This window comes from Kineosporia sp. R_H_3, assembly GCF_002198675.1.
Taxonomy (GTDB): domain Bacteria; phylum Actinomycetota; class Actinomycetes; order Actinomycetales; family Kineosporiaceae; genus R-H-3.
Genome location: NZ_MWLL01000202.1, coordinates 1 through 25481 on the forward strand (window position 1 = coordinate 1; position 25481 = coordinate 25481).

Below are 25481 nucleotides of genomic sequence, written 5' to 3' on the forward strand. Positions count from 1 at the left end.
CATGACCGGTGCTGCCGTCCCAGGACCGACCCGGGCGGGGAATGGGCGTGGTCCGGACGTGGTTACAGGTCTGGCACACTGGACGAGGCTCCGGTTCACGCAGCGCGCAGACGGCGCGCGGGCGACCCGGCGGCCTGACAACCGAGGAGCGAATCAGTGAAGAGCGGCATCCACCCGGAGTACCGGGAGACCACGGTGACCTGTACCTGTGGTTCCACGTTCACCACCCGCAGCACGGCGAAGGACGGCGTCATCGCCTCCGACGTCTGCAGCCAGTGCCACCCCTTCTACACCGGCAAGCAGAAGATCCTCGACACCGGTGGCCGCATCTCGAAGTTCGAGCAGCGCTACGGCAAGAAGCAGGCCAACTAGCTTCCGGCGGCGCCGGTGCGCCGCCGCGGACGACGGGCTCGCCCCGCACGTCCGCGGCGTGCCACCGGCGCCTCTGCTTTGCCCGCACCTCTTGCCCGCACTTCGCCTGCCGGCCGTTCGGAGCCGCTGAGAGGACGAGGACGTCATGTCCGGCCAGACCGTGGACGCCGCCCGGGCGCTCGAGCAGGCCGTCGCGCCGCTGCTCGCCGAGCATGCAGAGCTCGAGACCCGGCTCGCCGACCCCGGCGTGCACGCGGACGCCGGGCTGGCCCGCACGCTCGGGCGCCGGTACGCCGAGCTGGGCGCCGTCGTCGAGGCGCACCGGGCCTGGGCCGCGGCGCTCGCCGACGTCGAGGCGGCCCGCGAGCTCGCCGTCGACGACGCGTCCTTCGCCGCCGAGCTGCCCGAGCTCGAGGCCCTCGAAGCGGGCACCCACGAGCACCTGCGGCGCCTGCTCGTCCCGCGCGACCCGGACGACGACCGTGACGTCATCCTCGAGATCAAGGCGGGGGAGGGCGGCGAGGAGTCCGCGCTGTTCGCCGGCGACCTGCTCCGGATGTACCTGCGGTACGCCGAGCGGCGCGGCTGGAAGACCGAGGTCATCGAGTCCACCGACTCCGACCTCGGCGGCTACAAGGACGTCTCGGTCGCCGTGAAGTCGCGCGGCACGCCGGTCCCGGGGGAGGGCGTCTACGCCCGGCTCAAGTACGAGGGCGGTGTCCACCGGGTGCAGCGGGTGCCCGTCACCGAGTCGGCCGGGCGGATCCACACCAGCGCCGCCGGCGTCCTCGTCCTGCCCGAGGTCGAGGAGGTCGAGGTGACCATCGACCCGGAGGACCTGAGGGTCGACGTCTTCCGCTCCTCCGGCCCGGGCGGGCAGTCCGTCAACACGACCGACTCCGCCGTGCGGATCACCCACGTGCCGACGGGGATCGTCGTCTCCTGCCAGAACGAGAAGTCACAGCTGCAGAACAAGGAGCAGGCGCTGCGGATCCTCCGCGCGCGGCTGCACGCCGTCGCCGCCGAGGCCGCGGAGGCGGAGGCGTCCCAGGCCCGGCGCTCCCAGGTGCGCACCGTCGACCGCTCGGAGCGGATCCGCACGTACAACTTCCCGGAGAACCGGATCGCCGACCACCGCACCGGCTACAAGGCGTACAACCTCGACCAGGTCCTCGCGGGCGACCTCGAGCCCGTCGTCGAGTCCTGCGTGGCGCTCGACGAGGCGGCCCGGCTGGCCGCGACCGAGGCGTCCGCGTGACCGGCGCGCAGCCGCCGGCCGCCACCGGCGTCCCGCTGCGGACGGCGCTCGCGTCGACGATCGCCCGGCTCACCGAGGCCGGCGTCTCCTCGCCGCCCGCCGACGCCCAGCTCCTCGTGGCGCACGCGCTCGGCGTCCCGCGCGCGGAGCTGTCCCGCCGCGTCGTCCTCGGAGACGCCCTGACCCCGGCGCAGGCGGACACCCTGGAGCGGCTCGTCGACGCACGCGCCGACCGGGTCCCGCTGCAGCACCTCACCGGCACCGCGGGCTTCCGCGGCATCGAGCTGTCCGTCGGGCCCGGCGTCTTCGTGCCCCGGCCCGAGACCGAGCTGCTCGCCGGGCTCGGTGTGGACGTCGCCCGCCGGCTCGTCGCGGACGGCGCCGAGCAGGTGCTCGTCGTCGACCTGTGCACCGGCTCCGGGGCCGTCGCGCTGGCCGTCGCCGACGAGGTGCCGCAGGCGCGGGTCGTCGCGCTCGAGCTCGACCCGTCGGCCGTCGCCTGGGCCCGGCGCAACGTCGAGCGGCTCGGCCTCGGCGACCGGGTCGACGTCCGGGCCGGGGACGTGACCCGCGCGGACGAAGGCCTGCTCGCCGACGTCGTCGGCCGCGCGGACGTCGTCCTCGCGAACCCGCCGTACATCCCGCCGGGGATGGTCCCGACCGAGCCCGAGGTCCGCGACCACGACCCGGAGGTCGCGCTCTACGGCGGCGGCACCGACGGGCTCGAGGTGCCGCGGGCGGTCGTCGCCTGCGCCGCGGCCCTGCTGCGGCCGGGCGGCGTCCTCGCGATGGAGCACGCCGACGTCCAGGGCGACTCCGCCCGGGCGCTCGTCGCCGGCGCCGGCTGGACCGACGCGCGGACCCTCACCGACCTCGCGGGGCGCCCGCGCACCCTCGTGGCCCGCCGGGTGCCAGACTCGTCCTCGTGAGCTTCCGCTTCGACTGCCTCGACGAGCGCGAGCGAGAGCGTGGCATCTCGCGGGCGGCCGTCTCGGTCTCCGAGGGCCTGCTCGTCGTGCTCCCCACCGACTCCGCCTACGGCGTGGGCACCGACGCGTTCTCGCACGAGGGGATCGCGCTCATGGCGCAGGCCCGCGGCCGCCGGCAGGCGCCCCCGGTGCTCGTCGCCCACGGGCGCACCCTCGACGGCCTCGCGACCGGCTTCAACTCCGGCGTCCGCGACCTCGCGGACGCGTTCTGGCCTGGCGGGCTGACCCTGCTCTGCAAGCACCAGCCGACGCTCACGTGGGACCTCGGCGACGGCTCCGGCACCGTCGCGCTCCGGATGCCGCTGCACCCGGTCGCACTGCGGCTGCTCGAGAAGACCGGCCCGATGGCCGTCACGAGCGCGAACCGGCCCGGGACCGAGCACGCCGCCGTGCCGCTCACCTACGAGGACGCCTGGGCCGCGCTCGTCACCGCCGCCGACGTCTACCTCGACGCCGGGCCGATGACCCGCACGGCGCTGTCGACCGTCGTCGACGGCACGGACAGCTCGCGGCCGCCGCGGGTGCTGCGGGTCGGCGCGATCGGTCTCGACGCCCTGCGGGCCGTCGTCCCCGACCTCGACACGAGCGCCGTGGAGCCGGCGCCCGACCTGCCCCCGGAGCCGGACGCCGGGCCGGAGGCCGAGGACGCCGACACGGCGCCGGACGCGGCCCCGGCCGGGACCGACAGCGAGGCCGCCCGCTAGTGCGCGCCTACGTCTTCGTCCTGCTCGTCGCCTTCGCCGTGACCTACCTGACGACGCCGCTCGTGCGCCGGCTCGCCCGCCGGGTCGGGGCGATCACCCCGGTCCGGGACCGCGACGTCCACAGCGTGCCGGTGCCGCGGATGGGCGGCCTGGCGATGTTCCTCGGGTTCGCCGTCGCGCTGCTCGTCGCGAGCCGGACGCCCTTCCTCGACCGGACCTTCGACGACGGCGGGGCGCCCTGGGGGGTGCTGCTCGGTGCGGGCACCGTCTGCGCGCTCGGGGTCGCCGACGACCTGTGGACGCTCGACGCCGTCACCAAGCTCGCCGGGCAGTCGCTCGCCGCCGGGCTCATGGCCTGGCAGGGCGGCGTCCAGCTCGTCGCGCTCCCGCTCGGCGGCCAGACGATCATCAGCCGCAACGGGCTCATCGTCCTGACGATCGTCGCGGTCGTCGTCGCGGTGAACGCGGTGAACTTCGTCGACGGCCTCGACGGGCTCGCGGCCGGCATCGTCGCGATCGCCGGGGCGGCCTTCTTCGTGTACTCCTACCTCCTCTCGCGCTACACGTTCGACCCGACGGACTACTCCTCGCTCGCCACCCTCGTCACGGCGGCCATGGTCGGCTGCTGCCTGGGTTTCCTCCCGCACAACTTCAACCCGGCCCGGGTGTTCATGGGCGACAGCGGCTCGATGCTCATCGGCCTGCTCCTCGCGACGTCCACGATCTCCATCACCGGTCAGTTCGACCCGGAGGAGCTGTCGAACGCGCAGGTCGTCCCCGCGTTCCTGCCGCTCGTGCTGCCGCTGGCCGTGCTCGCGCTGCCGCTGGTCGACATGGGCTGGGCCATCGTGCGCCGGGTCGGGACCGGCAAGTCCCCGTTCACCCCGGACAAGCTCCACCTGCACCACCGGCTCCTGCGCCTGGGGCACAGCCACGCGAACGCCGTCCTCGTCATGTACGTGTGGACGGCGACCTTCGCCTTCGGGGTCGCCTCCTCGGCCTTCCTGGAGCCGGTCACGGCCCTCGGGCTGGGCCTGGCGGCCGTGACGGCCGCGGTGCTCGTGACGCTGGGCCCGCTGCGGGGGCGCTGGCTCGGCGGCCGGGCGCGCAGGGGCCACGTATCGTGACCGGACGAGCCCCGACCCGGGACTTCGTGACTGATTTCACAAGCGCTGCCGAGAGGTCTTTCGATCATGGATGACGCCACCGCGGACGAGTTCTCGGACCGCGCCTGGGCCGCCACGATCCGGGGCGGGGCCTACCCCGCGCTGGCCGCGGGAGGTCTCGTCGTCCTCGCCGGTGCCTTCTGGGGATGGCGCTCCATGGTCGGCGCGGCGATCGGCGCGTTGCTCACCGTGGGTGCCTTCGTCGTCGGCCCGCTCGTCGTGCGCACAAGTTCACGATGGTCGCCACCTGCGGTGATGGTCTCCGCGGTGCTCGCGTACGGGACGAGCGTGCTCGTCCTGGGGCTCGCGTTCCTCGCCCTGGCCCGGGCCGGGTGGCTCGACCAGCTCTTCGTCGGCATCGCCATCTTCGCCTCGTCGACGGCCTGGCTCATCGGTCACGTGCGGACTGCCGGGCGGCTGCGGGTGCTCGCGTTCGGCTCCTCGCCGGACGCCGGTGCGACGCATGACGTCGCAGGTCACGACGGTTCCGGACAGTCATCAGGACCTACGTCTCACTGATAGGGTCCGTGCTGATGGACGACGACGCCCACCGCTCAGCCGGCGCCGCTGGCGAAGCAGAGGCGTGGACCGTCCTCGCGCACCTCATCAGCGGACCACTCCTCTACGGGGGCCTGGGCTGGCTGGTGGATCGTTGGCTCGGCACGAAGCCCGTCTTCGTGGTGGTCGGCATCCTCGGCGGCATGGGCCTTGCTCTCTACCTGGTGTGGTTCAGATACGGTGCGCACGACCGACGCCCGCCTTCGGCGTCCCACGACGCCGGTCACGCTGAGTAAGGAGACCTCGTGAGCAGCCTGCTCGCTGCCGGTGAGGGCACCGGCTTCGAGGCCCCCGACCCCATCGAGACGTTCTGGCAGCCGCTCTGGGGCGGCAACTCCCAGTTCGCGCTCACCCGCCCGATGGTCATGGCGGTCTTCTCGGTCATCCTGCTGTCCGTCTGGTTGCTCGTCTCGACGCGCAAGATGGCGCTGGTCCCCGGCAAGGCGCAGTTCGTCACCGAGAGCGTCTACGGGATGGTCCGCAACGGCCTCGGCCGGGACATCCTCGGGAGCAAGGACTTCCTCCGGTTCGTCCCGCTCCTGTTCACGATGTTCATGCTCATCCTGACGAACAACCTCTTCGGCATCATCCCGCCGATCCAGTACCCGACGATGAGCCGCTTCGGCTTCCCGCTCGCGCTGGCCCTCATCGTGTTCGTCGTCTACCACGTCGTCGGCATCCGCTCGATGGGCCTCGGTGGCTACTTCCGCCACATGGTCCCGGCGGGTCTGCCCAAGGCGATCGTGCCGCTCATCTTCTTCCTCGAGCTGCTCACGTACTTCGTGACGCGGCCCGTGACGCTCGCGCTGCGGCTCTTCGGCAACATGTTCGCGGGCCACATCCTGCTCGTCCTGTGCGTCGTCGGCGGCGAGCACCTGCTCTTCGGCGACACCGGCATCGCGCTCAAGGGCACGGGTGTCCTCGTGTTCCTCGGCGGGTTCGTCATGACGCTCTTCGAAGGCTTCGTCCAGTTCCTCCAGGCGTACGTCTTCACGCTCCTCACCGCGCTCTACATCGCCGGCTCCCTCGCGACCGACGAGCACTGACCGGAGCACCGACCACCGGGCCCCGGCTCGGGCAGTACCGCACCCCGCACGACCAGAGCACGGCACCACGAGCACCAGCAGTCCGAGTCGTCTCCCGGCGCCCAGCTGTGGAGCGCACCACCAGACCCGTCGCCGGCAAGTGGCGACGACACAGAAGGAAGAGAGACCATGTACGGTTCCCTCGCGATCGTGGGCTACGGCCTGTCCGCCATCGGCCCGGGCATCGGCGTCGGCCTGATCTTCGCCGCCTACGTCAGCGGTGTGGCGCGTCAGCCCGAGGCCCGCGGCATCCTCCAGCCGATCGCCATCCTCGGCTTCGCCCTCGCCGAGGCGCTCGCGATCTTCGGCATCGCGCTCGCGTTCGTCTTCGCGGGCACGAACCCGAACTGAGCTCCTCCCCGCGTCCGACGACTACCTGAGGAGCCAGCGTGCAGATCGCAGCAGTCCTCGTGGCCGCTGAAGGCGACGAGGTCCTTCCTTCGTGGTTGCAGTACCCCGTCCTGCCGCACCTCGGCGAGCTGATCTTCGGCTTCCTCGTGTTCGCGATCCTCTACGTCGTGGTGGCCCGCAAGGTCGTTCCCCGGCTGGAGCAGATCTTCAACGAGCGGACCGCTGCCATCCAGGGCGGGATCGAGAAGGCCGAGAAGGCGCAGGAAGAGGCCGCCAAGGCGCTCGAGGAGTACCAGGCGCAGCTCACGGAGGCGCGGGCCGAGGCCTCGCGCATCCGTGAGGAGGCCCGGGCCGAGGGCGCCACGATCATCGCCGAGATGCGTGACCGTGCGCAGGCCGAGGCGAACCGCATCGCCGCGGCGGCGCAGCAGCAGATCCAGGCCGAGCGCCAGCAGGCGGTCGTCCAGCTGCGCGGTGAGGTCGGCCGGCTCGCCACCGACCTCGCGTCGCGGATCGTCGGGGAGTCCCTGGAGGACCACGTCCGCGCCAGCGGTGTGGTCGACCGGTTCCTCGCCGAGATCGAGGGCGCCGAGCCTGCGGGCCGGGTGTCCTGATGGTCCAGGGCGTCAGCCGGGAGTCCCTCGCCGCCGGTCAGGAGCGCCTCGCGGCGCTGCTGTCCGTGCCGGGCACCGACCCGGCGCGGGTCGGCGAGGAGCTCCTCGGCGTCACCGACGTGCTCGCCTCGTCCGCCGGTCTGCGGCGGGCGCTCACCGACCCCTCGCGGGACGGCGAGGCCAAGGCGGGCCTGGTGACGCAGCTGCTCGGCAGCCGGATCGGCAGCACGACCGCCGACTTCGTCGCGGGCCTGGCCCGCGCCCGCTGGTCCCGCCCGGCCGACCTCACGGACGCCGTGGAGTCGTTCGGTGTCTCGGCCGTCCTCGCGGGCGCCGAGCAGGCCGGCCGGCTCGACGCGGTCGAGGACGAGCTGTTCCGGTTCTCGCGGACCGTCGCGGGGGACAACTCCCTGCGCGACGCGTTCTCGGCCCGGACGGCCGGCGCCGACCGCAAGGCCCAGCTCGTGCGCACGCTGCTCGCCGGCAAGGCCGCCCCGGAGACGGTGCGCCTGGCCGTCCAGGCGGCGACCGCCCCGCGCGGTCAGCGCACCGAGGCCGTGCTCGAGGGCTACGTCGAGGCCGCCGCGCAGCGCCGCCGCCAGCTCGTCGCGGAGGTCACCTCCGCGGCGCCGCTGACGCAGGTCCAGCGCGACCGCCTCGCCGCCGCCCTCCAGCGGCTCTACGGTCGCGAGATCCGGATCAACGCCGACGTCGACCCGTCGGTCGTCGGCGGCCTGCGCGTGCAGGTCGGCGGCGAGCTCATCGACGGCACCGTCGTCGGCAGGCTCGACGAGGCCCGCCGCCGGATGGCCGGCTGACCACCGTTCCACGCACGCCGGCCCGGCCGGCACCGCACACCCGCTGACACACACCAGCACGAAGACATCTCGGTCCCGGTGAGGGGCCGGACGAGACGGTCCACAGGACAGAGAGCAGGGACTCATCCCATGGCGGAGCTGACAATCCGTCCCGAGGAGATCCGGGACGCCCTGGACGCCTTCGTCCAGTCCTACGAGCCGGGCGCCGCCTCGCGCGAAGAGGTCGGCCGCGTCAGCGAGGCCGGCGACGGCATCGCCCGCGTCGAGGGCCTGCCGAGCGTCATGGCCAACGAGCTGCTCCAGTTCGAGGACGGCACGCTCGGCCTCGCGCTGAACCTCGACGTCCGCGAGGTCGGCGTCGTCATCCTCGGCGACTTCAGCGGCATCGAGGAGGGCCAGGAGGTGCGCCGGACCGGCGAGATCCTCTCGGTCCCCGTCGGCGACGCCTACCTCGGCCGGGTCGTCGACCCGCTCGGCAACCCGATCGACGGCCTCGGCGACATCGCCGCGGAGAGCCGCCGCGCCCTCGAGCTGCAGGCGCCCACCGTCGTCCAGCGGCAGAGCGTCAACGAGCCGATGATGAGCGGCATCAAGGCCATCGACTCGATGACCCCGATCGGCCGCGGCCAGCGTCAGCTGATCATCGGCGACCGGCAGACGGGCAAGACCGCCGTCGCGCTCGACACGATCATCAACCAGAAGGCCAACTGGGCGTCCGGCGACCCGAAGAAGCAGGTCCGCTGCATCTACGTCGCCATCGGCCAGAAGGGGTCGACGATCGCGTCGGTCCGCCGCTCCCTCGAGGAGAACGGCGCCCTGGAGTACACGACGATCGTCGCGGCCCCGGCCTCCGACGCCGCCGGCTTCAAGTACCTCGCCCCGTACACCGGCTCGGCCATCGGCCAGCACTGGATGTACGCCGGCAAGCACGTCCTCATCATCTTCGACGACCTGAGCAAGCAGGCCGAGGCGTACCGCGCCGTGTCGCTGCTGCTGCGCCGTCCGCCGGGCCGTGAGGCCTACCCGGGCGACGTCTTCTACCTGCACAGCCGGCTCCTCGAGCGCTGCGCGAAGCTGTCCGACGACCTCGGCGGCGGCTCGATGACGGGCCTGCCCTTCGTCGAGACCAAGGCCAACGACGTCTCGGCGTACATCCCGACGAACGTCATCTCCATCACCGACGGCCAGATCTTCCTCGAGTCGGACCTGTTCAACGCGAACGTCCGGCCCGCGATCAACGTCGGCATCTCGGTCTCCCGCGTCGGTGGCGCGGCGCAGACCAAGGCGATGAAGAAGGTCTCCGGCTCGCTGCGCGTCGACCTGGCGCAGTTCCGCGCCCTCGAGGCGTTCGCGATGTTCGCCTCCGACCTGGACGCGGCCTCCCGCGCCCAGCTCGCGCGCGGCCAGCGGCTCGTCGAGCTGCTCAAGCAGCCGCAGTACGCGCCGTTCGCCATGGAGGAGCAGGCCGTCTCGATCTGGACCGGGACGAGCGGCGAGCTCGACGACGTCCCGACCGAGGACGTCCGGCGCTTCGAGAACGAGCTCCTGGACCACCTGCGCCGCAACACCAAGGTGCTCGACACGATCCGCGAGACCAACGCGGTGACCGACGACACCGAGAACGCCCTGCGCGACGCGGTCCGCGAGTTCAAGCGCGGCTTCCAGACCGGTGAGGGCAAGCCCCTGGCGTCCGTCGGCAAGGAGAGCGCCGAGGCGCTCGACGAGGCCGAGGTCGAGCAGGAGAAGATCGTCCGCCAGAAGCGCGGCTGACGGTTCCGGCGCAGGGTCAGGGAGGAGGCACGGCATGGGAGCACAGCTCCGCGTCTACCGAAGCCGCATCAAGGCGGTGCAGGGGACGAAGAAGATCACGCGGGCGTTCGAGCTCATCGCCGCGTCCCGGATGGTCAAGGCGCAGCAGCGCACGGCGGCGTCCGCGCCGTACGCACGGGCCATCACCCGCGCGGTCTCCGCGGTCGCGACGTACTCCAACGAGGACCACCCGCTGACCACCGAGAAGCGGGAGGTGACCCGGGCGGCGATGCTGCTCGTCACCTCCGACCGCGGTCTGGCCGGCGCGTACTCGTCGAACGTCATCAAGGAGGGGGAGCGCCTCGCCGAGCTGCTGCGCGGCGAGGGCAAGGAGGTCGTCCCCTTCATCGCCGGCCGCAAGGGCTCGTCGTACTACCGGTTCCGCCGGCGGTCCGTCGAGGCCGAGTGGGCGGGCTTCTCGGACGCACCGCAGTTCGAGAACGCCAAGGAGATCGCCGACGCGCTCATCGACGCCTTCCTGCGGCCGACCGAGGAGGGCGGTGTCGACGAGATCCACGTCGTCTCCACCCGCTTCGTCAACATGGTGACGCAGACCCCCGAGGTCGTGCGGCTCCTGCCCCTCGAGGTCGTCGAGGGTGACGAGCCGCCCGCGCCGGACGACGTGCTGCCGCTCTACGAGTTCGAGCCGTCGGCGGCCGCGGTGCTCGACGCACTGCTGCCGAAGTACGTCGAGAGCCGGATCTTCAACGCCCTCCTGCAGTCCGCGGCGAGCGAGCTCGCGGCCCGGCAGCGGGCGATGAAGTCGGCGACCGACAACGCCGAGGAGCTCATCAAGCGCTACACCCGGCTGGCGAACACCGCTCGCCAGGCGGAGATCACCCAGGAGATCAGCGAGATCGTCGGTGGCGCCAACGCGCTGGCCGACGCGAGCGCGTCGGCCTGACGGCCGGCACCTGTCCCACCGCGGCAGTTCGACCCGGCTGCCAGACCTGTTGCCAGACCGACGTGGGTACGACCCGAGAGTGAGAGAGACATGACTGCCACTGCTGTTGAGAACGCCGCCGAGGCCGGCGCCGCGGGTGTCGGCCGCGTCTCGCGCGTCATCGGGCCGGTCGTCGACATCGAGTTCCCCGCGGACTCGATGCCCGAGATGTACAACGCGCTGCACGTCGAGGTCACCCTCGGCGACGTGACGCGCACCCTGACCCTCGAGGTCGCGCAGCACATCGGCGACAACCTCGTGCGCGCCATCTCCATGCAGCCGACCGACGGCATGGTCCGCGGCTCGGCCGTCACCGACACCGGCACCGCGATCAACGTGCCCGTCGGCGACGTGACCAAGGGCCACGTCTTCAACACCATTGGCGAGTGCCTCAACCTCAAGGAGGGCGAGACCCTCCAGGTCACCGAGCGCTGGCCGATCCACCGCAAGGCCCCGGCCTTCGACCAGCTCGAGAGCAAGACCGAGATGTTCGAGACCGGCATCAAGGTCATCGACCTGCTGACGCCGTACGTGCTCGGCGGCAAGATCGGCCTCTTCGGCGGTGCGGGCGTCGGCAAGACGGTCCTCATCCAGGAGATGATCTACCGCGTCGCGGAGAACTTCGGTGGCGTCTCGGTGTTCGCCGGTGTCGGCGAGCGCACCCGTGAGGGCAACGACCTCATCGCCGAGATGACCGAGACCGGCGTCATCGAGCGCACGGCCCTCGTCTTCGGCCAGATGGACGAGCCGCCGGGCACGCGTCTTCGCGTCGCGCTCTCCGCGCTGACGATGGCGGAGTACTTCCGTGACGTGCAGAAGCAGGACGTGCTCCTGTTCATCGACAACATCTTCCGGTTCACGCAGGCCGGCTCGGAGGTCTCGACGCTGCTCGGCCGCATGCCGAGCGCCGTCGGCTACCAGCCGACCCTCGCCGACGAGATGGGCGTGCTCCAGGAGCGCATCACGTCGACGCGCGGCCACTCGATCACGTCGATGCAGGCCGTGTACGTCCCCGCCGACGACTACACCGACCCGGCCCCGGCCACGACGTTCGCGCACCTCGACGCGACGACGGAGCTCTCCCGGACGGTCGCCTCGCTCGGCATCTACCCGGCCGTCGACCCGCTGACGTCCACGTCGCGGATCCTCGACCCGCGGTACATCTCCGCGGACCACTACAACACCGCGATCCGTATCAAGCAGATCCTCCAGCGCAACAAGGAGCTCCAGGACATCATCGCGATCCTGGGTGTCGAGGAGCTCTCGGAGGAGGACCGGATCATCGTCCAGCGGGCGCGCCGCATCGAGCGGTTCCTCTCGCAGAACACGTTCGTCGCCAAGGTCTTCACCGGCCTCGAGGGCTCGTTCGTCCCGATCGCGGACACGATCGAGGCGTTCACGAAGATCGCGGACGGCGAGTACGACGACGTGCCGGAGCAGGCCTTCTTCATGTGCGGCGGGCTCGACGACGTCGAGCGCAAGGCCGCCGAGATCAAGAAGCAGACCGGCGCCTGACATCCGCGTGCGTGGGACCCCGGGGGACCGGGGTCCCACGCGCTGCGTATCCTGACGACTTCCCATCCCCCTGGAGGATCCCGTGCCGTTGCAGGTCGAGCTCGTCTCCGCCGACCGCAAGGTCTGGTCCGGCGAGGCGTCGATGGTCATCGCGCGGACCGTCGAGGGTGACCTGGGCATCCTGCCCGGCCACGCGCCGGTGCTGGCGGTGCTCGCGTCCGGTGAGCTGACGATCCGCCCCACGTCCGGTGACCAGATCACGGTGACGGCCGAGGGTGGGTTCCTGTCCGTCGAGCACGACCGCGTCACCGTCGTCTCGGACATGGCCGCCGTCGCCTCCGGGTCCACCGTCAACTGACGTCGCGACGGCGGCGGCGTGGAGGACCTGGTCGTACCCCTGACGGCGCTCGCGACGGCCGTCGCGGTCCTCGTGCTGGGCTTCGGGTCCCTCGTCGCCCGGCGGCTGGTGCTCAGCCGTGACGTCGGCACGTTCGACTGCTCGATGCGCCGCGAGGTGCCCGGCGGTGCCCGTGCGCACCTCGCCGGCAGCTGGATGCTCGGGCTCGCGCGCTACGAGCGCGACCGGCTGGACTGGTTCCGGTTCTTCGCGTGGAGCCTGCGCCCCGCGCGGTCTCTCGAGCGCGGGCGCCTCGTCATCCTCGGCCAGCACGCGCCGTCGGGCCCGGAGGCCGGCACGGTGCTCCCGGGCTGGGTCGTCGTCCGCTGCGCCTACGGCACGGTGACCGTCGAGCTCGCGATGAGCGAGGGCGCCTACAACGGCCTCGCGGCGTGGGTGGAGTCCGCGCCGCCCGGCCAGGGCATCAACGTCGCCTGACCGGGCCCGCGCGGCGTACCGCTGCCGTGCTCAGTCCTCCTGCGGCGGCGGGATCGCCCGGCCGCCGCCCGGCGCCCACAGCACGTCCCCGGTCTGCCTGTTGACGTAGCGGCAGAGGATGAACAGCAGGTCGCTCAGCCGGTTGAGGTACTGCGCCGTGAGCGGGTTGACGCCGCCCTCCTCGCCGGTGCCGTGCGCGTCCACCGCCGCCCAGACCGCGCGCTCGGCGCGCCGGGTCACGGTCCGCGCGACGTGCAGGTAGGCGGACGCGGGCGTCCCGCCGGGCAGGATGAACGACCGCAGCGGGGGGAGCGCCTCGTTGTAGTGGTCGCAGGCGGTCTCGAGGTCGGTGACGTACTCGGCCGTGACCCGCAGCGGCGGGTGCTCCGGGTTCGCCGTGAGCGGGGTGCACAGGTCCGCGCCGACGTCGAAGAGGTCGTTCTGCACCCGGCGCAGCAGGTCCGCGACGTCGGCGTCGAGACTGTCGGTCGCGCAGACCAGGGTGACCCCGAGCGCGCTGTTCGCCTCGTCGACGTCGGCGTAGGCGACCAGGCGCGGGTCGTTCTTGGACGTCCGGCTGAAGTCGCCCAGCGACGTCGTGCCGTCGTCCCCGGTCTTCGTGTAGATGCGCGTCAGGTTCACCATGGGCGCCAGCCTAGGCAGTCCGCCCCCGGGGCGCCCGGCGCCACCGGTGGAACCGCTCACAACCGGCCCGGGGTCTGGTCGGGAGCCACCGCGCGGGGCCCTACGATTCGGCGGGTGGAAGCCTTCAGGGTGGTCGGTGGCACCCGCCTGGCCGGTGACGTCCGGGTCCCGGGCGCGAAGAACAGCGTCCTCAAGCTCATGGCCGCGTCGCTGCTCGCGACCGGCCGGACGACGCTGTCCGACGTGCCGGACATCGTCGACGTCCGGATCATGGCGGAGTTGCTGAGGCGCCTGGGCTGCGAGGTCGAGCACGACCCCGAGGGCGGCGTCGTCGCCATCACCGTGCCGCAGACCCCCGGCCACCGGGCGGACTACGACCTCGTGCGCGCGATGCGGGCCTCGATCAGCGTGCTCGGGCCGCTCGTGACCCGGTGCGGATCGGCGGACGTCGCGCTGCCCGGCGGCGACGCGATCGGCTCCCGCGGGCTCGACCTGCACATCCTCGGGCTCACCGCGTTCGGCGCGCAGATCCGGGTCGACCACGGCTTCCTCGTCGCCGAGGCGCCCGACGGGCTGCACGGTGCCGACGTCCGGCTCGACTTCCCGTCCGTCGGGGCCACCGAGAACCTCCTCATGGCGGCCGTCCTCGCCCGGGGGACGACGACGATCGAGAACGCGGCCCGCGAGCCGGAGATCGTCGACCTGTGCCGGATGCTGCGCCGGATGGGCGCGCAGATCGACGGGATCGGGTCGTCGGCGCTCACGGTCGAGGGCGTCGAGGCGATGTCCCCGGTCGACCACCGCGTCGTGCCCGACCGGATCGTCGCGGGCACGTGGGCCTTCGCCGCGACGATCACCGGCGGCGACGTCGTCGTCCGCAACGGCGAGCCCGGTCACCTCGGGGTCGTCCTCGACAAGCTCGCCCTCGCCGGCGCCGAGGTGTCGGTGCTCGGCGACGGCTTCCGCGTCGTGGGCCCGGAGCGGCCGCGCGCGATCGACGTGGCGACCCTGCCGTACCCGGGCTTCCCGACGGACCTGCAGCCGTTCGTCATCACCCTGGACGCCGTCGCCGAGGGCGCGGCGATGGTCACCGAGAACCTCTTCGAGGCCCGGTTCCGCTTCGTCCAGGAGGTCGCCCGGCTGGGCGCGCAGGTGCGCGTCGACGGTCACCACGCGTTCGTCCGCGGCGTGCCGCGGCTGTCCGCGGCACCCGTGGAGGCCAGCGACATCCGGGCCGGGGCCGCCCTCGTCATCGCCGGGCTCGTCGCGGACGGCGAGACCGTGGTCTCCGGGGCGCGGCACATCGACCGCGGCTACGAGCGGATGGACCACGCGCTGCGGGCGCTCGGCGCGAACGTCTCCCGGGTCGAGCACCCGGACTTCGCCTTCGTCTGACTGCGAGGGTTGCCCTGACCGCCGCGCCGGCCGGACGGCGGGGGGTCAGCCCGGCTCGTGCCCCGCGGACCGCAGCACGAGACGCGCGTTCTTCACGTCGTCCGGGAAGACCATGACGGCCGGGCCCTGCGTCGTCGGCGCGAGCGTGGCCCGCAGCCCGGCGTCCTCGAGGTGGCGGCGCATGACCTCGGCCTCGACGAACGTGCGGGGCGCGGCCACCCGGACGAGCAGGCCGTACTCCTCGGGGCTGCCCACCTCCGGACGCCGCTCGACGAGGGACGTGCCGTGCGCGAAGGCCCAGCGCAGGAGCAGCACGATGACGCCCAGCACCCCGAACGCGAGCAGGGGTCCGAAGGCGTAGGAGAGGCTTCCCCAGCCGGACATCAGGAGCAGTGTGCGGTCTTCCCGCAGCCGGCGCATCCCGCCTGTCGGACCCGGCTGCCATCGTGTCCCGCAGGTCACGGTTGTCTCACGGCCCGGCGCGTGAGACGGGACCCCGGGCCAGTTGATCGCTAACCTTGCGTCATCAATCGCTACTGAACGTGATTCTTGGGGTTTCCTTGCAGGTCGATGTGAACGGAACAGGCTCGACCGGCGTCGTCTCTGATGTCGGGACGTACTCGCCGGCGTGTGGGGGGAGCGGCGACCAGGTCGCCGCTCGGCAGCACGGAAGGGGGCGTGACATGCGAACAGATCTGCGGATCGAGGTCGTCCGTCGCGGAGCCGAGATCGAGGTCGCGGGCCGGTTGGACGGGCGCAACGCCCCCGTCGCCCGGGCGGTGCTGCACTCGACGATCGACGAGGGCGAGGGCGACGTGCTCGTCCACCTCGGCGGCCTGGACATCTGGGACGCGAGCGGTCTCGGCGTCATCGTCGGGGCGCACCGCCGGGCCCAGCAGGCCGGCCGCCGGCTCGTGCTCACCGAGGTCCCGCCCCGCCAGCTCCGGCTGCTGCGGGCCACCCGGCTGCACCGGGTGCTCACGGTGGAGCCGCTCGCCGCCGCCTCCTGACGTCTCTCGCGCGCCGGCCGGGGGGCCGCGTGCGATAGTTCAGCCGTGGTCGAGCCGTTCGAGATCGTCGCCCTCATCGCCGGCTCGGCGGCCGTCGCCGGCGTCGCGTCCCGGTGGGGGCTGTCCTCCCCGCTCGTGCTCACGGTGGTCGGCATCGCCGTGTCGTTCGTGCCCGGGGTGCCGGAGTACCCGCTGAGCCCCGAGGTCGCGCTCGTCGGGTTCCTGCCGCCGCTGCTCTACGCCGCCTCGATCCGGACGCCGTTCGTCGACATGCGGCGCAACCGGCGGCCGATCGGGCTGCTCTCCGTGGCGCTCGTCCTCGCGACCGCGTTCGCCGTCGCCGGCGTCGCGATGCTCGTGCTGCCGGACCTGCCCTTCGCGGCCGCGCTCGCGCTCGGCGCGATCGTCGCGCCGCCGGACGCCGTCGCCGCGACCGCGGTCGCCCGTCAGGTCGGGATGCCCCGCAAGGTGGTGACGATCCTCGAGGGCGAGAGCCTGCTCAACGACGCCACCGCCCTGGTCACCCTGCGGATGGCGGTCGCGGCCCTGGCCGGCAGCGTCACGCTCGTCGACATCGGCACGGACTTCCTGCGGGCCGTCGTCCTGGGCCTGCTCGGCGGCTGGCTCGTCGCCGAGGTCGCGAGCGTCGTCCGCCGTCGGGTCAGCGACCCGGTGCTCGACACGACCCTGTCGTTCGTCGTCCCGTACTCGGCCTACCTCGTCGCGGAGAAGGTGCACGGCTCGGGCGTCCTCGCGGTCGTCGTGGCCGGGCTCATCCTCGGCCACCGCTCGCCGGAGATCCAGTCCGCGGCGTCCCGGGTCACCGAGCGGACGATCTGGCGGACGGTCACCTTCCTCCTGGAGTCGGTCGTCTTCGTCCTCATCGGGCTCCAGCTGCGCGAGCTGCTCATGGCGGCCAACGACAGCGAGGACTCGAACGCGACCATCGCGTGGTTCGTGCTCGCGATCGTCCTCACGGTCGTCGTGTCGCGGATCGTGTGGATGTACCCGGCGACGTACCTGCCCCGGCTGCTGCCCGGGGTGCGCCGGGCCGAGCCCGAGGCGCCGTCCTGGCGGCACGTCGCGCTCGTCTCGTGGGCCGGGATGCGGGGCGTCGTCACGCTCGCGGCGGCGTTCTCGCTGGACCCGCAGACCCCGCACCGCGAGGTCATCCTCATCGCCGCGTTCGGGGTCGTCGCCGGCACGCTGCTCGTGCAGGGGACGACGCTGCCCGCCGTCGTCCGGCTGCTCGGCGTCCGCGGCCCCGACCAGGCGCAGGACGCCCTCCAGCAGGCGCTCGTCATGCAGCGCGCCGTCGAGGCCGGCCGGGACCGGCTCGACGAGGTCGCCGGCAGCGCGCCCGCGGACATCGTCGTCTCGCTCAAGGCCTGGGGCGAGCGGCTCGCGCACTCGGTGTGGGAGCGGCTCGGCCGCAGCCGCCCCGACGAGGAGACGCCCGCCCAGGCGTTCCGCCGGCTGCGGGTCGAGATGCTCCAGGCGGAGCGCTCGGTCGTCGTCACCGTGCACCGCTCCGGGAAGGTCGCCGCCGAGGTCCTCGAAGGGGTCATGGAGCGCCTCGACCAGGAGGAGGCGCTCCTCGCGTCGTTCACGGCGGGGTCGGCCGCCTCCGACGCCGAGATCCTCGCCCCGCACAGCGGGGACGCCTGCCAGCACCTGCGGGACGAGCCGATCGTCGCCGTGCCGACGTCCGACACCGACGAGTGCGAGGACTGCGTGGCCATCGGCGAGCGGACCTGGGTGGCGCTGCGGATGTGCCTGCGCTGCGGGCACGTCGCGTGCTGCGACTCCTCGCCGAACCGGCACGCGGAGGCGCACTTCCACGCGACCTCGCACCCGGTGATGCGCTCGGTCGAGCTCGGCGAGGCGTGGCGCTGGTGCTACGTCGACAGCGCCCTGGGGTGAGCCTGCTCACGCGCGGGGCCCTGACCGCCGTCCGGACCCGCCGGTAGCGTCACGAGCACGGCCGCGTGCGCCACTGGCACGCGCCGACGCGCCGGGAGGCCACCGATGAGCGACACGACGAACCGCCGTCCGAAGGACCGGCCGTGGGTCATGCGGACCTACGCCGGCCACTCGAGCCCGGCGGAGTCCAACGCGCTGTACCGGCGCAACCTCGCCAAGGGCCAGACCGGGCTGTCGGTCGCGTTCGACCTGCCGACCCAGACCGGCTACGACCCCGACCACGTGCTCGCCCGCGGCGAGGTCGGCAAGGTCGGCGTCCCGGTGTCGCACGTCGGCGACATGCGCGCGCTCTTCGACGGCATCCCGCTGGCCCAGATGAACACGTCGATGACGATCAACGCGACGGCGATGTGGCTGCTCGCGCTCTACGAGGTCGTCGCCGAGGAGCAGGGCGCGGACGTCGCGGCGCTCGCGGGGACGACGCAGAACGACATCATCAAGGAGTACCTGTCCCGCGGGACGTACGTGTTCCCGCCCGGGCCGAGCCTGCGGCTCATCACCGACATGGTGGCCCACACCGTCGCCGACCTGCCGCAGTGGAACCCGACGAACATCTGCAGCTACCACCTCCAGGAGGCGGGCGCGACGCCCGTGCAGGAGGTCGCGTTCGCGATGTGCACGGCGATCGCGGTGCTCGACGCGGTGCGGGCGAGCGGACAGGTGGACGACGCCCGGTTCGGCGAGGTCGTCCAGCGGATCTCGTTCTTCGTCAACGCGGGCGTGCGGTTCGTCGAGGAGCTGTGCAAGATGCGCGCCTTCGTCGAGCTGTGGGACGAGATCACCCGCGACCGCTACGGCGTGACCGACGCGAAGCAGCGCCGGTTCCGGTACGGCGTCCAGGTGAACTCGCTCGGGCTCACCGAGGCGCAGCCGGAGAACAACGTCCAGCGGATCGTGCTGGAGATGCTCGCGGTGACGCTGTCCAAGAAGGCCCGGGCGCGCGCCGTCCAGCTGCCGGCGTGGAACGAGGCGCTCGGGCTGCCCCGGCCGTGGGACCAGCAGTGGTCGCTGCGGATCCAGCAGGTGCTCGCGTTCGAGTCCGACCTGCTCGAGCACGAGGACCTCTTCGACGGGTCCGTCGTCGTCGAGCGGCTCACGGCCGAGATCCTCGACGGCGCGCGCGCCGAGATCGACCGGATCCAGGCGATGGGGGGTGCCGTCGCGGCCGTCGAGAGCGGCTACATGAAGTCGGCGCTCGTCGCCTCGCACGCCCTGCGCCGGCAGCGGGTGGAGTCCGGCGAGGACGTCGTCGTCGGGGTCAACCGGTTCACGACGACGGAGCCCAACCCGCTCACCGCGGACCTCAAGACGGCGATCCAGACCGTCGACCACGCCGTCGAGGCGTACGCCGTCGAGGCGGTGCGGGCCTGGCGCGCGGAGCGGGACGCGAGCCCGGAGGGCCGGGCGGCCGCCGAGAACGCGCTGCGCCGCCTCGTCGAGGACGCGAAGACCGACACGAACCTCATGGCCGCGAGCATCGAGTGCGCCCGGGCCGGGGTGACGACCGGGGAGTGGACGCAGGCGCTGCGCGAGGTCTTCGGGGAGTTCCGCGCGCCGACCGGCGTCACGGGCGCGGGCCAGCCGGCGGCCGGGCTGTCGTCGGCCGGGACGACGACCGCGGCGCTCACCGAGGCCGCCGACGCCGCTGCCCGCGAGCTGGCCGTCGTCCGGGAGGCGGTGCGCCGCACCGGTGAGGAGCTCGGCGGCCGGCTGCGGCTGCTCGTCGGCAAGCCCGGCCTCGACGGGCACTCCAACGGTGCCGAGCAGGTCGCCGTCCGGGCCCGCGACGTCGGGTTCGAGGTCGTCTACCAGGGCATCCGGCTCACCCCGGAGCAGATCGTCGCGGCCGCGGTCGCCGAGGACGTGCACTGCGTCGGGCTGTCGATCCTGTCCGGGTCCCACCTCGAGCTCGTGCCCGAGGTGCTCGCGGGCCTGCGGGCCGCCGGGCTGGACGACGTCCCGGTCGTCGTGGGCGGCATCGTGCCGCCGGACGACGCGGAAGTCCTTCTCGCGCAGGGCGTCGCGGCCGTCTTCACGCCGAAGGACTACGGGCTCACCGAGATCATGGGCCGCATCGTCGACCAGATCCGCGCCGCGCGCGGCCTCGCCCCCCTTCAGGGCTGAGCCGCGCGCGGGCGCGAGTCGTGGGGCGCTGCGTCACCAGCCGCGGCGGCGGGTGATCGTCAGCGCGGTGCCGAGGGTCTCCAGGAGCGCGAGCGACGTCCGGATCATCCGGTCGGTCGCGGCCGGGCCCGCCTGGTCGGCCCACGACACGAGGTCGTGCCGCACCTCGTCGCGGACGGCGTCGAGGTCGATGCACCGGCGCACGTAGCGGGTGCCGGCGTCCGGCTGCTCGAAGCCGCTCGCGAGGTCGAGGACCGCCGGGCCGAGGGCCGCGACGGTGTGCGCCGTCGCGACGACCGTGTACGCCGCGGCGGCGCAGCGGACGTCGTCCGCGGCCGTCACCGGGATCGCCACGAGGGTCGGGCGGGTCGCCGGCGCGTGGTCGCGCAGGTCGGCGCCGAGCATGGCCCGCACCCCGGTGCACGAGGGGTCGACGGCCGCGATCGGCCACGGCTCGGTCGCCGCGGGGCCGGTCGGCAGGGGCACGACCGACCACCCGGAGGTCGCCCGCCGCAGCCAGCCCACGTAGGCGGCGCGCGACGAGGCGGCCGTGACGTCGGCGAGGTGCTCGGTGACCTGCGAGCGCGCGTGCCACGTGATGCTGTCCAGGGCGGCGAAGAAGCCGAGCCGGCGGACCTCCGCCTGCACCCGGTGGTCCTCGACGCGGACGTCGTCCTGCTGGGTCATGGTCATGCGCCTCAGATCGGCCGTCCGGGTGGCCGGACGAACGCTCCGGGGTCGATCATCACCCGTTCGGCGTAGCGGCCGGCCTCAGACGGTCGGTGCGGGCCACGCCTTGGCGAGGCGGCGGACGACCTCGGTGAGACGCTCGGCGGACGTCGCGAGGTTGACCCGGACGAAGCCGGTGTACCCGTCGCCGAAGTCGCGGCCCGGGTTGACGCACACCTTGCCGTCCCGCAGCGCGGCGGCGGCCGGGTCGGGCAGGCCGTACGCGCGGGCGTCGACCCAGGCCAGGTAGGTGGCCTCCATCGGCGTCCAGCGCGCGTCCGGCAGGTGGGCGGCGAGCAGGTCGCCGAAGAGGTCGCGCTGCGCGGCGAGGTGGGCCAGGAGCGAGTCCAGCCAGGGCTCGCCCTCGGTGTACGCGGCGACGGTCGCGACGACGCCGAGCGGGGAGAGGCCGTGGTTGGCGACGTGCGCGACGCCGGTGAGGGCCGCGAGGTCGGCGGCGTTGCCGGCGACGACCTGGGCGCACTTGAGGCCGGGGACGTTCCAGGCCTTGGACGCCGCGACGATCGTCGTCACGTGGTCCGCGGTGCCCTCGACGGCGGCGTACGGGGTGTGGACGGCGCCCGGCAGCGCGAGCGGGGCGTGGATCTCGTCGCTGAGGACGCGGCCGCCCTCGTAGCGGGTCACGACGTCGCGCAGGCCCGCCAGCTCGGCGGGGGTGAACGCGCGGCCGAGCGGGTTGTGCGGGGCGGCCAGCAGGACCGTCCGGGCACCGGCGGCGAACGCGGCGTCCACGGCGTCGAGGTCGAGGCCCGCCCGCCCGGCGCCGTCCTCGACGCAGGGCACCTGGACCACCCGGCGCCCGGTGAGCGGGACGACGTCGAGGAACGGCGGGTAGGTCGGGGTCGGGACGACGACCGGGGCGTCCGCGCAGAGCGTCTCGAGCACGAGCCGGACGCCGGCCATGACGTCACCGGTGGGCAGCACCCGGGCCGGGTCGACGTGCCAGCCGAACCGGCGGCCGAGGAACGCGGCGGTCGCGGCGGGCAGGTCGGTGTGCTGGGGGAGCGCCGGGTAGCCGAACATGCCGCGGTCGACGGCGGCGCGCACGGCGTCCAGCACGGGCGGGCAGGGCCGGCAGTCCATCTCGGCGACCCATGCGGGCAGCACGTCCGGCGGCTGGTACGTCCACTTCACCGAGCCGGCGGCGCGCAGCTCCGCGTCCGGGACGTCGAAGTCGCACAGCGCGACGACGGGCAGGGGATCGGCGGTCACGGCCGCAGTCTCGCACCCGGCGCGCCGCCCGGCGAGCCTCAGAAGAGGACGGCGGCCGGCTCGCTGAGCTGCGTGACCAGCCCGAGGACGTCGTCCGCGCAGCCCCACGCGACGGTGAGCCCGATTCCGCCGTGGCCGTAGCAGTGCACGACCGGCGCCGGCCGCCCGTCGTCGTCCGTGCGCCGCTCGACCTCGACCCGGACCGACGGCCGGGCCGGGCGCAGCCCGACCCGGTGCGCCCGGACCGGGAGCGTCGCGATCTCGGGGACGACCGCGCTCGCCCGGGCCAGGATCGCCGAGGCGGTGCGCGGGTCCGGGGTGGTGTCCCACTCGCCGTCCGCCAGGGTGCCGCCGACGACGAGGTCGCGGCCGCGGGGGACGACGAACGTCAGGTCCCCGTCGGCGCCGTCCTCGTCGCACCACCAGTGCGTCAGGCCCGGGTCGTCGAGGACGACGACCTGGCCGCGCACCGGGTGCACCGACGGGTCGGCGGCGAGCATCCGGGCGGCGACCCCGGTGCAGTTCACGACGACCCCGCGGCCGGGGAGCGCGGCGAGCGGCAGCCGGGTCAGGCTGCCACCGGCGGTCTTCAGCCGGTCGACGAGGTAGGGCAGGTAGCGGCCGGTGTCGACGAGCGGCAGGGTCGTCGCCCAGGAGCGGGTCCAGCCGACGGGCGGCTGGGCGACCGGGTGCGGGTCGACGAGGTCGTGCAGGGCGGTGAACCACGGCGGCTCGGCGGCGGCCCGGCGGCGCAGCACCTGCCCGGGCATGACCTGCACGCCGGTGCGCTCGTCGTCCGCCAGCGAGGTCAGCTCGGCGTGCGTGGCGCGGGCCCAGCGGACGACGTCCGCGACCGGCTCGACGAGCGCAGGCATCCAGAGCCCGCCGGCGACCGCTGACGTCGTCTCCGGCGGCAGGTCGCGCGCGAGCACGTCGACCTGGTGGCCGGCCTCGGCCAGCCGGACGGCGCAGGTCAGCCCCACGACCCCCGCGCCCACGACGACGACCCGTTGCACGCTCACATCGTGCCCTGTCGGCAGCGCGAGCGGCAGTCCGAGCGGAAACCGGATGATCGGGCGGCCCGTAGTCGCGGCCCGGGTCAGGGCGCGGCGGTGAAGCCGTAGCCGGTGCCGCCGCGCATGAGCGTGAGCCGGTCGCCGTCGATGCCGACGGTGATCGTCGGGCCCGTGAGGAACCCGCGCAGCAGCGAGTCCTGCACCGACGCGTCCTGGTCGCAGTCGCCGGTGGTTCCCTCGGGACGACGCAGGCCCGTCACGGTCAGCGCGTCGCCGTCGACGCGGTACGCGCCGGTGAAGTCGAGGCAGCCGGCGTTCCCGGTGAGGTCGCCGCCGTCCAGGCGCAGGAAGGAGCCCCCGACGACGCTCGAGGCCGTCTCGCCGGCGAACGCGGTGTCGAGCACCCACCGGGTGCCCTCGAGCGGCCGGTCGACGACCGGGGCCTCCCGCCGGAAGGTCAGCTCGACGCCCTCGCCGGTGAGGACGAGCCGGTCGGTGGCGGCGGTCGCCGTCGTCACGGCGGCGAACGCGTCGAGGTAGCCCCGCTCGAGCGCCGAGACGGCGGGGTCCGTGCACGCCATCTCGGTCATCGCGATGCTGCCCGGCCGGAAGCCGCCGCCGGACGCCGCCACGTCGCCGGAGTAGGAGTTGCACGCGGCCCGCCCGCTCACGGTCCTGCCCTTGACCGTGAGCGTCACCGGCGACCCGTCGACGAGCACCAGCGCACCGGCCGGCGCCGTGCCCGACGTCAGGACCCAGTCGCCGTCCGGACCCGCGGCCGCCGGCTGCGTCGACACGGCACCGCCCCCGCCGCAGGCGGTGAGGGCCAGCACGACGACGAGGGCGAGGAGCAGGCGCGGCCGCCGTGCGGCCCGTCGGGAGCGGTTGCGGGACATCGGGTCCACCCTTCCGTGGGCGCCGTGCCGGCGCCGTCCGCCCCGAGGACGCCGTGACGCGGCGCCGTGTTGCACCGGCCTCCGGTCCGGCGGCCCGGCGCGCCGCTCAGGGCCGGCCGGTGTCCCGCAGCGTCGTGTCCATCGGGCCGAAGCCGCCGAGCGGCCACAGCCGGAACCCGACCGTGCCGACGACCGCCGAGACCGGGAGCGTGCCGCCGCTGCCGTCGTCCGTGCGCGAGCGGGAGTCCACCGAGACGCCGCGGTTGTCCCCGACGAGGAAGACCCGCCCGGCGGGCACGGTCACGTCGAACGGGGCGCCGCCCTCGACGGTCGTGCCGTCCGCGGACCGCACCCGGGGCGCACCGGCCTTCCCGTCGAGCGAGACGCCGTCGACGGTGATCCGGGCGTCGGCGTCGCAGCAGACGACGCGCTGCCCGGCGGTCGCGACGACCCGCTTGACGACGAGCGTCGTCCCGCCGTCCGGCGTCCAGTCCGGGGCGTCGACGACGACGACGTCGCCGACGCGCGCCGTCCGGTCCTGCGAGTCGGCGAGGAACCGGTCGCCCGGGGCGATCACCGGCACCATCGACGGGGTCGCGACCGCGACGAGCCGGTACCGGTACGCGGTGTACCCGACCCCGGCGGCCAGGGCGACGGCGACGAGCGCGGCGACGACCCGCAGGAGGCGGCGCACCTCAGAAGAGCCGGTGCTCGGACGTGTCGTGCCCGCGCAGGGTGTCGTAGTCGACGGTGACGCAGCGGATCCCGCGGTCGGTCGCGAGGACGCGCGCCTGCGGCTTGATCTCCTGCGCCGCGAAGACACCGGCCACGGGGGCCAGGAGCGGGTCACGGTTGAGCAGCTCGAGGTAGCGGGTCAGCTGCTCGACGCCGTCGATCTCGCCGCGGCGCTTGACCTCGACGGCGACCGAGGCGCCCTTCGCGTCACGCAGGAGCAGGTCCACCGGGCCGATCGCCGTCGGGTACTCGCGGCGCACGAGGGTGTAGCCCTCGCCGAACGTGTGGACGTGCTCGGCGAGCAGCTCCTGCAGGTGCGCCTCGACGCCGTCCTTGACCAGGCCGGGGTCGACGCCGAGCTCGTGCGTCGAGTCGTGGAGCACCTCGTGGAGGTGGACGACGAGCCGGTCGTCGGTCTTGCCGTGCTGGACGGTCCAGACCTGCTCGATGCCCGCGGCCCTCGCCGCGTCGTCCGGCTCGGCGACCGTGAGCTTCGCCGGGGGGCTCATCCAGTTCAGCGGCTTGTACGAGCCGCCGTCGGAGTGGACGAGCACCGACCCGTCGGCCTTGACGAGGAGCAGGCGGGTCGCGAGGGGCAGATGGGCGGAGAGCCGGCCGGCGTAGTCCACGGAGCAGCGGGCGATGACGAGGCGCACCCGAGGGAGGGTAGTCGGACGGCGGGGCCCGTCGGGGGAGGG

At 73.5% G+C, this 25481-nt stretch carries 28 protein-coding genes; 20 read left to right on the plus strand and 8 right to left on the minus strand.

What is annotated here, in order from left to right:
* The first annotated feature begins 156 nt into the window (after positions 1 to 156).
* The 16 genes from rpmE to ECOMGDLI_RS25205 all read left to right on the plus strand — a co-directional run bounded on the left by rpmE (position 157) and on the right by ECOMGDLI_RS25205 (position 13017).
* Positions 157 to 372 (plus strand): 50S ribosomal protein L31, encoded by a 216-nt coding sequence (gene rpmE / locus ECOMGDLI_RS25130; protein WP_088319591.1) that lies wholly within the window; start codon positions 157 to 159, stop codon positions 370 to 372.
* 145 nt (positions 373 to 517) lie between these two features.
* Positions 518 to 1630, plus strand: coding sequence for a peptide chain release factor 1 (prfA, locus tag ECOMGDLI_RS25135; RefSeq protein ID WP_088319592.1), 1113 nt, complete (start codon positions 518 to 520; stop codon positions 1628 to 1630).
* A complete protein-coding gene (prmC, locus tag ECOMGDLI_RS25140; protein WP_233153623.1) occupies positions 1627 to 2559 on the plus strand; it encodes a peptide chain release factor N(5)-glutamine methyltransferase in 933 nt (310 codons plus the stop codon). Before prfA ends, prmC begins: the two co-directional genes overlap by 4 nt.
* The gene (locus ECOMGDLI_RS25145; protein WP_088319593.1) at positions 2556 to 3323 is read left to right on the plus strand and encodes an L-threonylcarbamoyladenylate synthase; all 768 of its coding nucleotides are present in this window, start codon (positions 2556 to 2558) and stop codon (positions 3321 to 3323) included. The genes prmC and ECOMGDLI_RS25145 overlap by 4 nt, the downstream gene beginning before the upstream one ends.
* Positions 3323 to 4450 carry a glycosyltransferase family 4 protein gene (locus ECOMGDLI_RS25150; protein WP_088319594.1) on the plus strand — a complete coding sequence of 376 codons (1128 nt, stop codon included), beginning with the start codon at positions 3323 to 3325 and terminating at the stop codon, positions 4448 to 4450. Before ECOMGDLI_RS25145 ends, ECOMGDLI_RS25150 begins: the two co-directional genes overlap by 1 nt.
* Positions 4451 to 4516: 66 nt before the next feature.
* Positions 4517 to 5008 (plus strand): hypothetical protein, encoded by a 492-nt coding sequence (locus tag ECOMGDLI_RS25155; RefSeq protein WP_088319595.1) that lies wholly within the window; start codon positions 4517 to 4519, stop codon positions 5006 to 5008.
* Between the two features lie 14 nt (positions 5009 to 5022).
* Positions 5023 to 5283 carry an AtpZ/AtpI family protein gene (locus tag ECOMGDLI_RS25160; RefSeq protein WP_088290014.1) on the plus strand — a complete coding sequence of 87 codons (261 nt, stop codon included), beginning with the start codon at positions 5023 to 5025 and terminating at the stop codon, positions 5281 to 5283.
* Positions 5284 to 5292: 9 nt separating this feature from the next.
* Complete coding sequence (gene atpB, locus ECOMGDLI_RS25165; RefSeq protein WP_088319596.1) at positions 5293 to 6093, plus strand: F0F1 ATP synthase subunit A; 801 nt, start codon at positions 5293 to 5295, stop codon at positions 6091 to 6093.
* 168 nt (positions 6094 to 6261) lie between these two features.
* Complete coding sequence (locus ECOMGDLI_RS25170; protein WP_088319597.1) at positions 6262 to 6483, plus strand: ATP synthase F0 subunit C; 222 nt, start codon at positions 6262 to 6264, stop codon at positions 6481 to 6483.
* Positions 6484 to 6521: 38 nt separating this feature from the next.
* A complete protein-coding gene (locus ECOMGDLI_RS25175) occupies positions 6522 to 7097 on the plus strand; it encodes a F0F1 ATP synthase subunit B (RefSeq protein ID WP_233153624.1) in 576 nt (191 codons plus the stop codon).
* Positions 7097 to 7915: a F0F1 ATP synthase subunit delta gene (locus tag ECOMGDLI_RS25180; RefSeq protein WP_088319599.1), complete on the plus strand. Its 819-nt coding sequence runs from the start codon at positions 7097 to 7099 to the stop codon at positions 7913 to 7915. Before ECOMGDLI_RS25175 ends, ECOMGDLI_RS25180 begins: the two co-directional genes overlap by 1 nt.
* Before the next feature lie 129 nt (positions 7916 to 8044).
* On the plus strand, positions 8045 to 9685 hold the full coding sequence (gene atpA / locus ECOMGDLI_RS25185; RefSeq protein ID WP_088319600.1) for a F0F1 ATP synthase subunit alpha: 1641 nt from the start codon (positions 8045 to 8047) through the stop codon (positions 9683 to 9685).
* Between the two features lie 34 nt (positions 9686 to 9719).
* Positions 9720 to 10628, plus strand: coding sequence for a F0F1 ATP synthase subunit gamma (locus ECOMGDLI_RS25190; RefSeq protein ID WP_088319601.1), 909 nt, complete (start codon positions 9720 to 9722; stop codon positions 10626 to 10628).
* A gap of 90 nt (positions 10629 to 10718) precedes the next feature.
* Positions 10719 to 12182 carry a F0F1 ATP synthase subunit beta gene (gene atpD, locus ECOMGDLI_RS25195; RefSeq protein ID WP_088319602.1) on the plus strand — a complete coding sequence of 488 codons (1464 nt, stop codon included), beginning with the start codon at positions 10719 to 10721 and terminating at the stop codon, positions 12180 to 12182.
* Positions 12183 to 12264: 82 nt separating this feature from the next.
* On the plus strand, positions 12265 to 12540 hold the full coding sequence (locus tag ECOMGDLI_RS25200) for a F0F1 ATP synthase subunit epsilon (protein ID WP_088319603.1): 276 nt from the start codon (positions 12265 to 12267) through the stop codon (positions 12538 to 12540).
* 18 nt (positions 12541 to 12558) lie between these two features.
* Positions 12559 to 13017 carry a DUF2550 domain-containing protein gene (locus tag ECOMGDLI_RS25205; protein ID WP_088319604.1) on the plus strand — a complete coding sequence of 153 codons (459 nt, stop codon included), beginning with the start codon at positions 12559 to 12561 and terminating at the stop codon, positions 13015 to 13017.
* Between the two features lie 30 nt (positions 13018 to 13047).
* Here the strand turns inward: ECOMGDLI_RS25205 and ECOMGDLI_RS25210 are convergent, their stop codons facing one another.
* The gene (locus tag ECOMGDLI_RS25210; RefSeq protein WP_088319605.1) at positions 13048 to 13662 is read right to left on the minus strand and encodes a cob(I)yrinic acid a,c-diamide adenosyltransferase; all 615 of its coding nucleotides are present in this window, start codon (positions 13660 to 13662) and stop codon (positions 13048 to 13050) included.
* 114 nt (positions 13663 to 13776) lie between these two features.
* Between ECOMGDLI_RS25210 and murA the strand changes: the two genes are divergently transcribed.
* Entirely contained in the window at positions 13777 to 15057 is a 1281-nt protein-coding gene (gene murA / locus ECOMGDLI_RS25215; protein WP_088319606.1) for a UDP-N-acetylglucosamine 1-carboxyvinyltransferase, read from the plus strand.
* A gap of 45 nt (positions 15058 to 15102) precedes the next feature.
* Here the strand turns inward: murA and ECOMGDLI_RS25220 are convergent, their stop codons facing one another.
* On the minus strand, positions 15103 to 15441 hold the full coding sequence (locus tag ECOMGDLI_RS25220) for a hypothetical protein (RefSeq protein ID WP_088319617.1): 339 nt from the start codon (positions 15439 to 15441) through the stop codon (positions 15103 to 15105).
* Positions 15442 to 15740: 299 nt separating this feature from the next.
* Here ECOMGDLI_RS25220 and ECOMGDLI_RS25225 point away from each other — a divergent pair, with 299 nt between their 5' ends.
* The 3 genes from ECOMGDLI_RS25225 (at position 15741) to ECOMGDLI_RS25235 (ending at position 20174) form a co-directional block, all read left to right on the plus strand.
* A complete protein-coding gene (locus tag ECOMGDLI_RS25225; protein WP_088319607.1) occupies positions 15741 to 16067 on the plus strand; it encodes an STAS domain-containing protein in 327 nt (108 codons plus the stop codon).
* Positions 16068 to 16112: 45 nt separating this feature from the next.
* The gene (locus ECOMGDLI_RS25230; protein ID WP_088319608.1) at positions 16113 to 17990 is read left to right on the plus strand and encodes a Na+/H+ antiporter; all 1878 of its coding nucleotides are present in this window, start codon (positions 16113 to 16115) and stop codon (positions 17988 to 17990) included.
* 105 nt (positions 17991 to 18095) lie between these two features.
* Complete coding sequence (locus ECOMGDLI_RS25235) at positions 18096 to 20174, plus strand: protein meaA (RefSeq protein WP_088319609.1); 2079 nt, start codon at positions 18096 to 18098, stop codon at positions 20172 to 20174.
* A 33-nt stretch (positions 20175 to 20207) separates the two neighbouring features.
* Here ECOMGDLI_RS25235 and ECOMGDLI_RS25240 read toward each other — a convergent pair whose 3' ends face one another.
* The 6 genes from ECOMGDLI_RS25240 to nucS all read right to left on the minus strand — a co-directional run bounded on the left by ECOMGDLI_RS25240 (position 20208) and on the right by nucS (position 25439).
* On the minus strand, positions 20208 to 20861 hold the full coding sequence (locus ECOMGDLI_RS25240; protein ID WP_143447927.1) for a hypothetical protein: 654 nt from the start codon (positions 20859 to 20861) through the stop codon (positions 20208 to 20210).
* A gap of 84 nt (positions 20862 to 20945) precedes the next feature.
* Entirely contained in the window at positions 20946 to 22136 is a 1191-nt protein-coding gene (locus ECOMGDLI_RS25245) for a MalY/PatB family protein (protein WP_088319611.1), read from the minus strand.
* A 38-nt stretch (positions 22137 to 22174) separates the two neighbouring features.
* Positions 22175 to 23152, minus strand: coding sequence for an FAD-dependent oxidoreductase (locus tag ECOMGDLI_RS25250; RefSeq protein WP_088319612.1), 978 nt, complete (start codon positions 23150 to 23152; stop codon positions 22175 to 22177).
* Between the two features lie 83 nt (positions 23153 to 23235).
* Positions 23236 to 24048 carry an META domain-containing protein gene (locus ECOMGDLI_RS25255; protein WP_143447928.1) on the minus strand — a complete coding sequence of 271 codons (813 nt, stop codon included), beginning with the start codon at positions 24046 to 24048 and terminating at the stop codon, positions 23236 to 23238.
* A 106-nt stretch (positions 24049 to 24154) separates the two neighbouring features.
* Positions 24155 to 24742: a signal peptidase I gene (gene lepB / locus ECOMGDLI_RS25260; RefSeq protein ID WP_088319614.1), complete on the minus strand. Its 588-nt coding sequence runs from the start codon at positions 24740 to 24742 to the stop codon at positions 24155 to 24157.
* Position 24743: 1 nt separating this feature from the next.
* Positions 24744 to 25439: an endonuclease NucS gene (gene nucS, locus ECOMGDLI_RS25265; protein ID WP_088319615.1), complete on the minus strand. Its 696-nt coding sequence runs from the start codon at positions 25437 to 25439 to the stop codon at positions 24744 to 24746.
* Between the last annotated feature and the right edge of the window lie 42 nt (positions 25440 to 25481).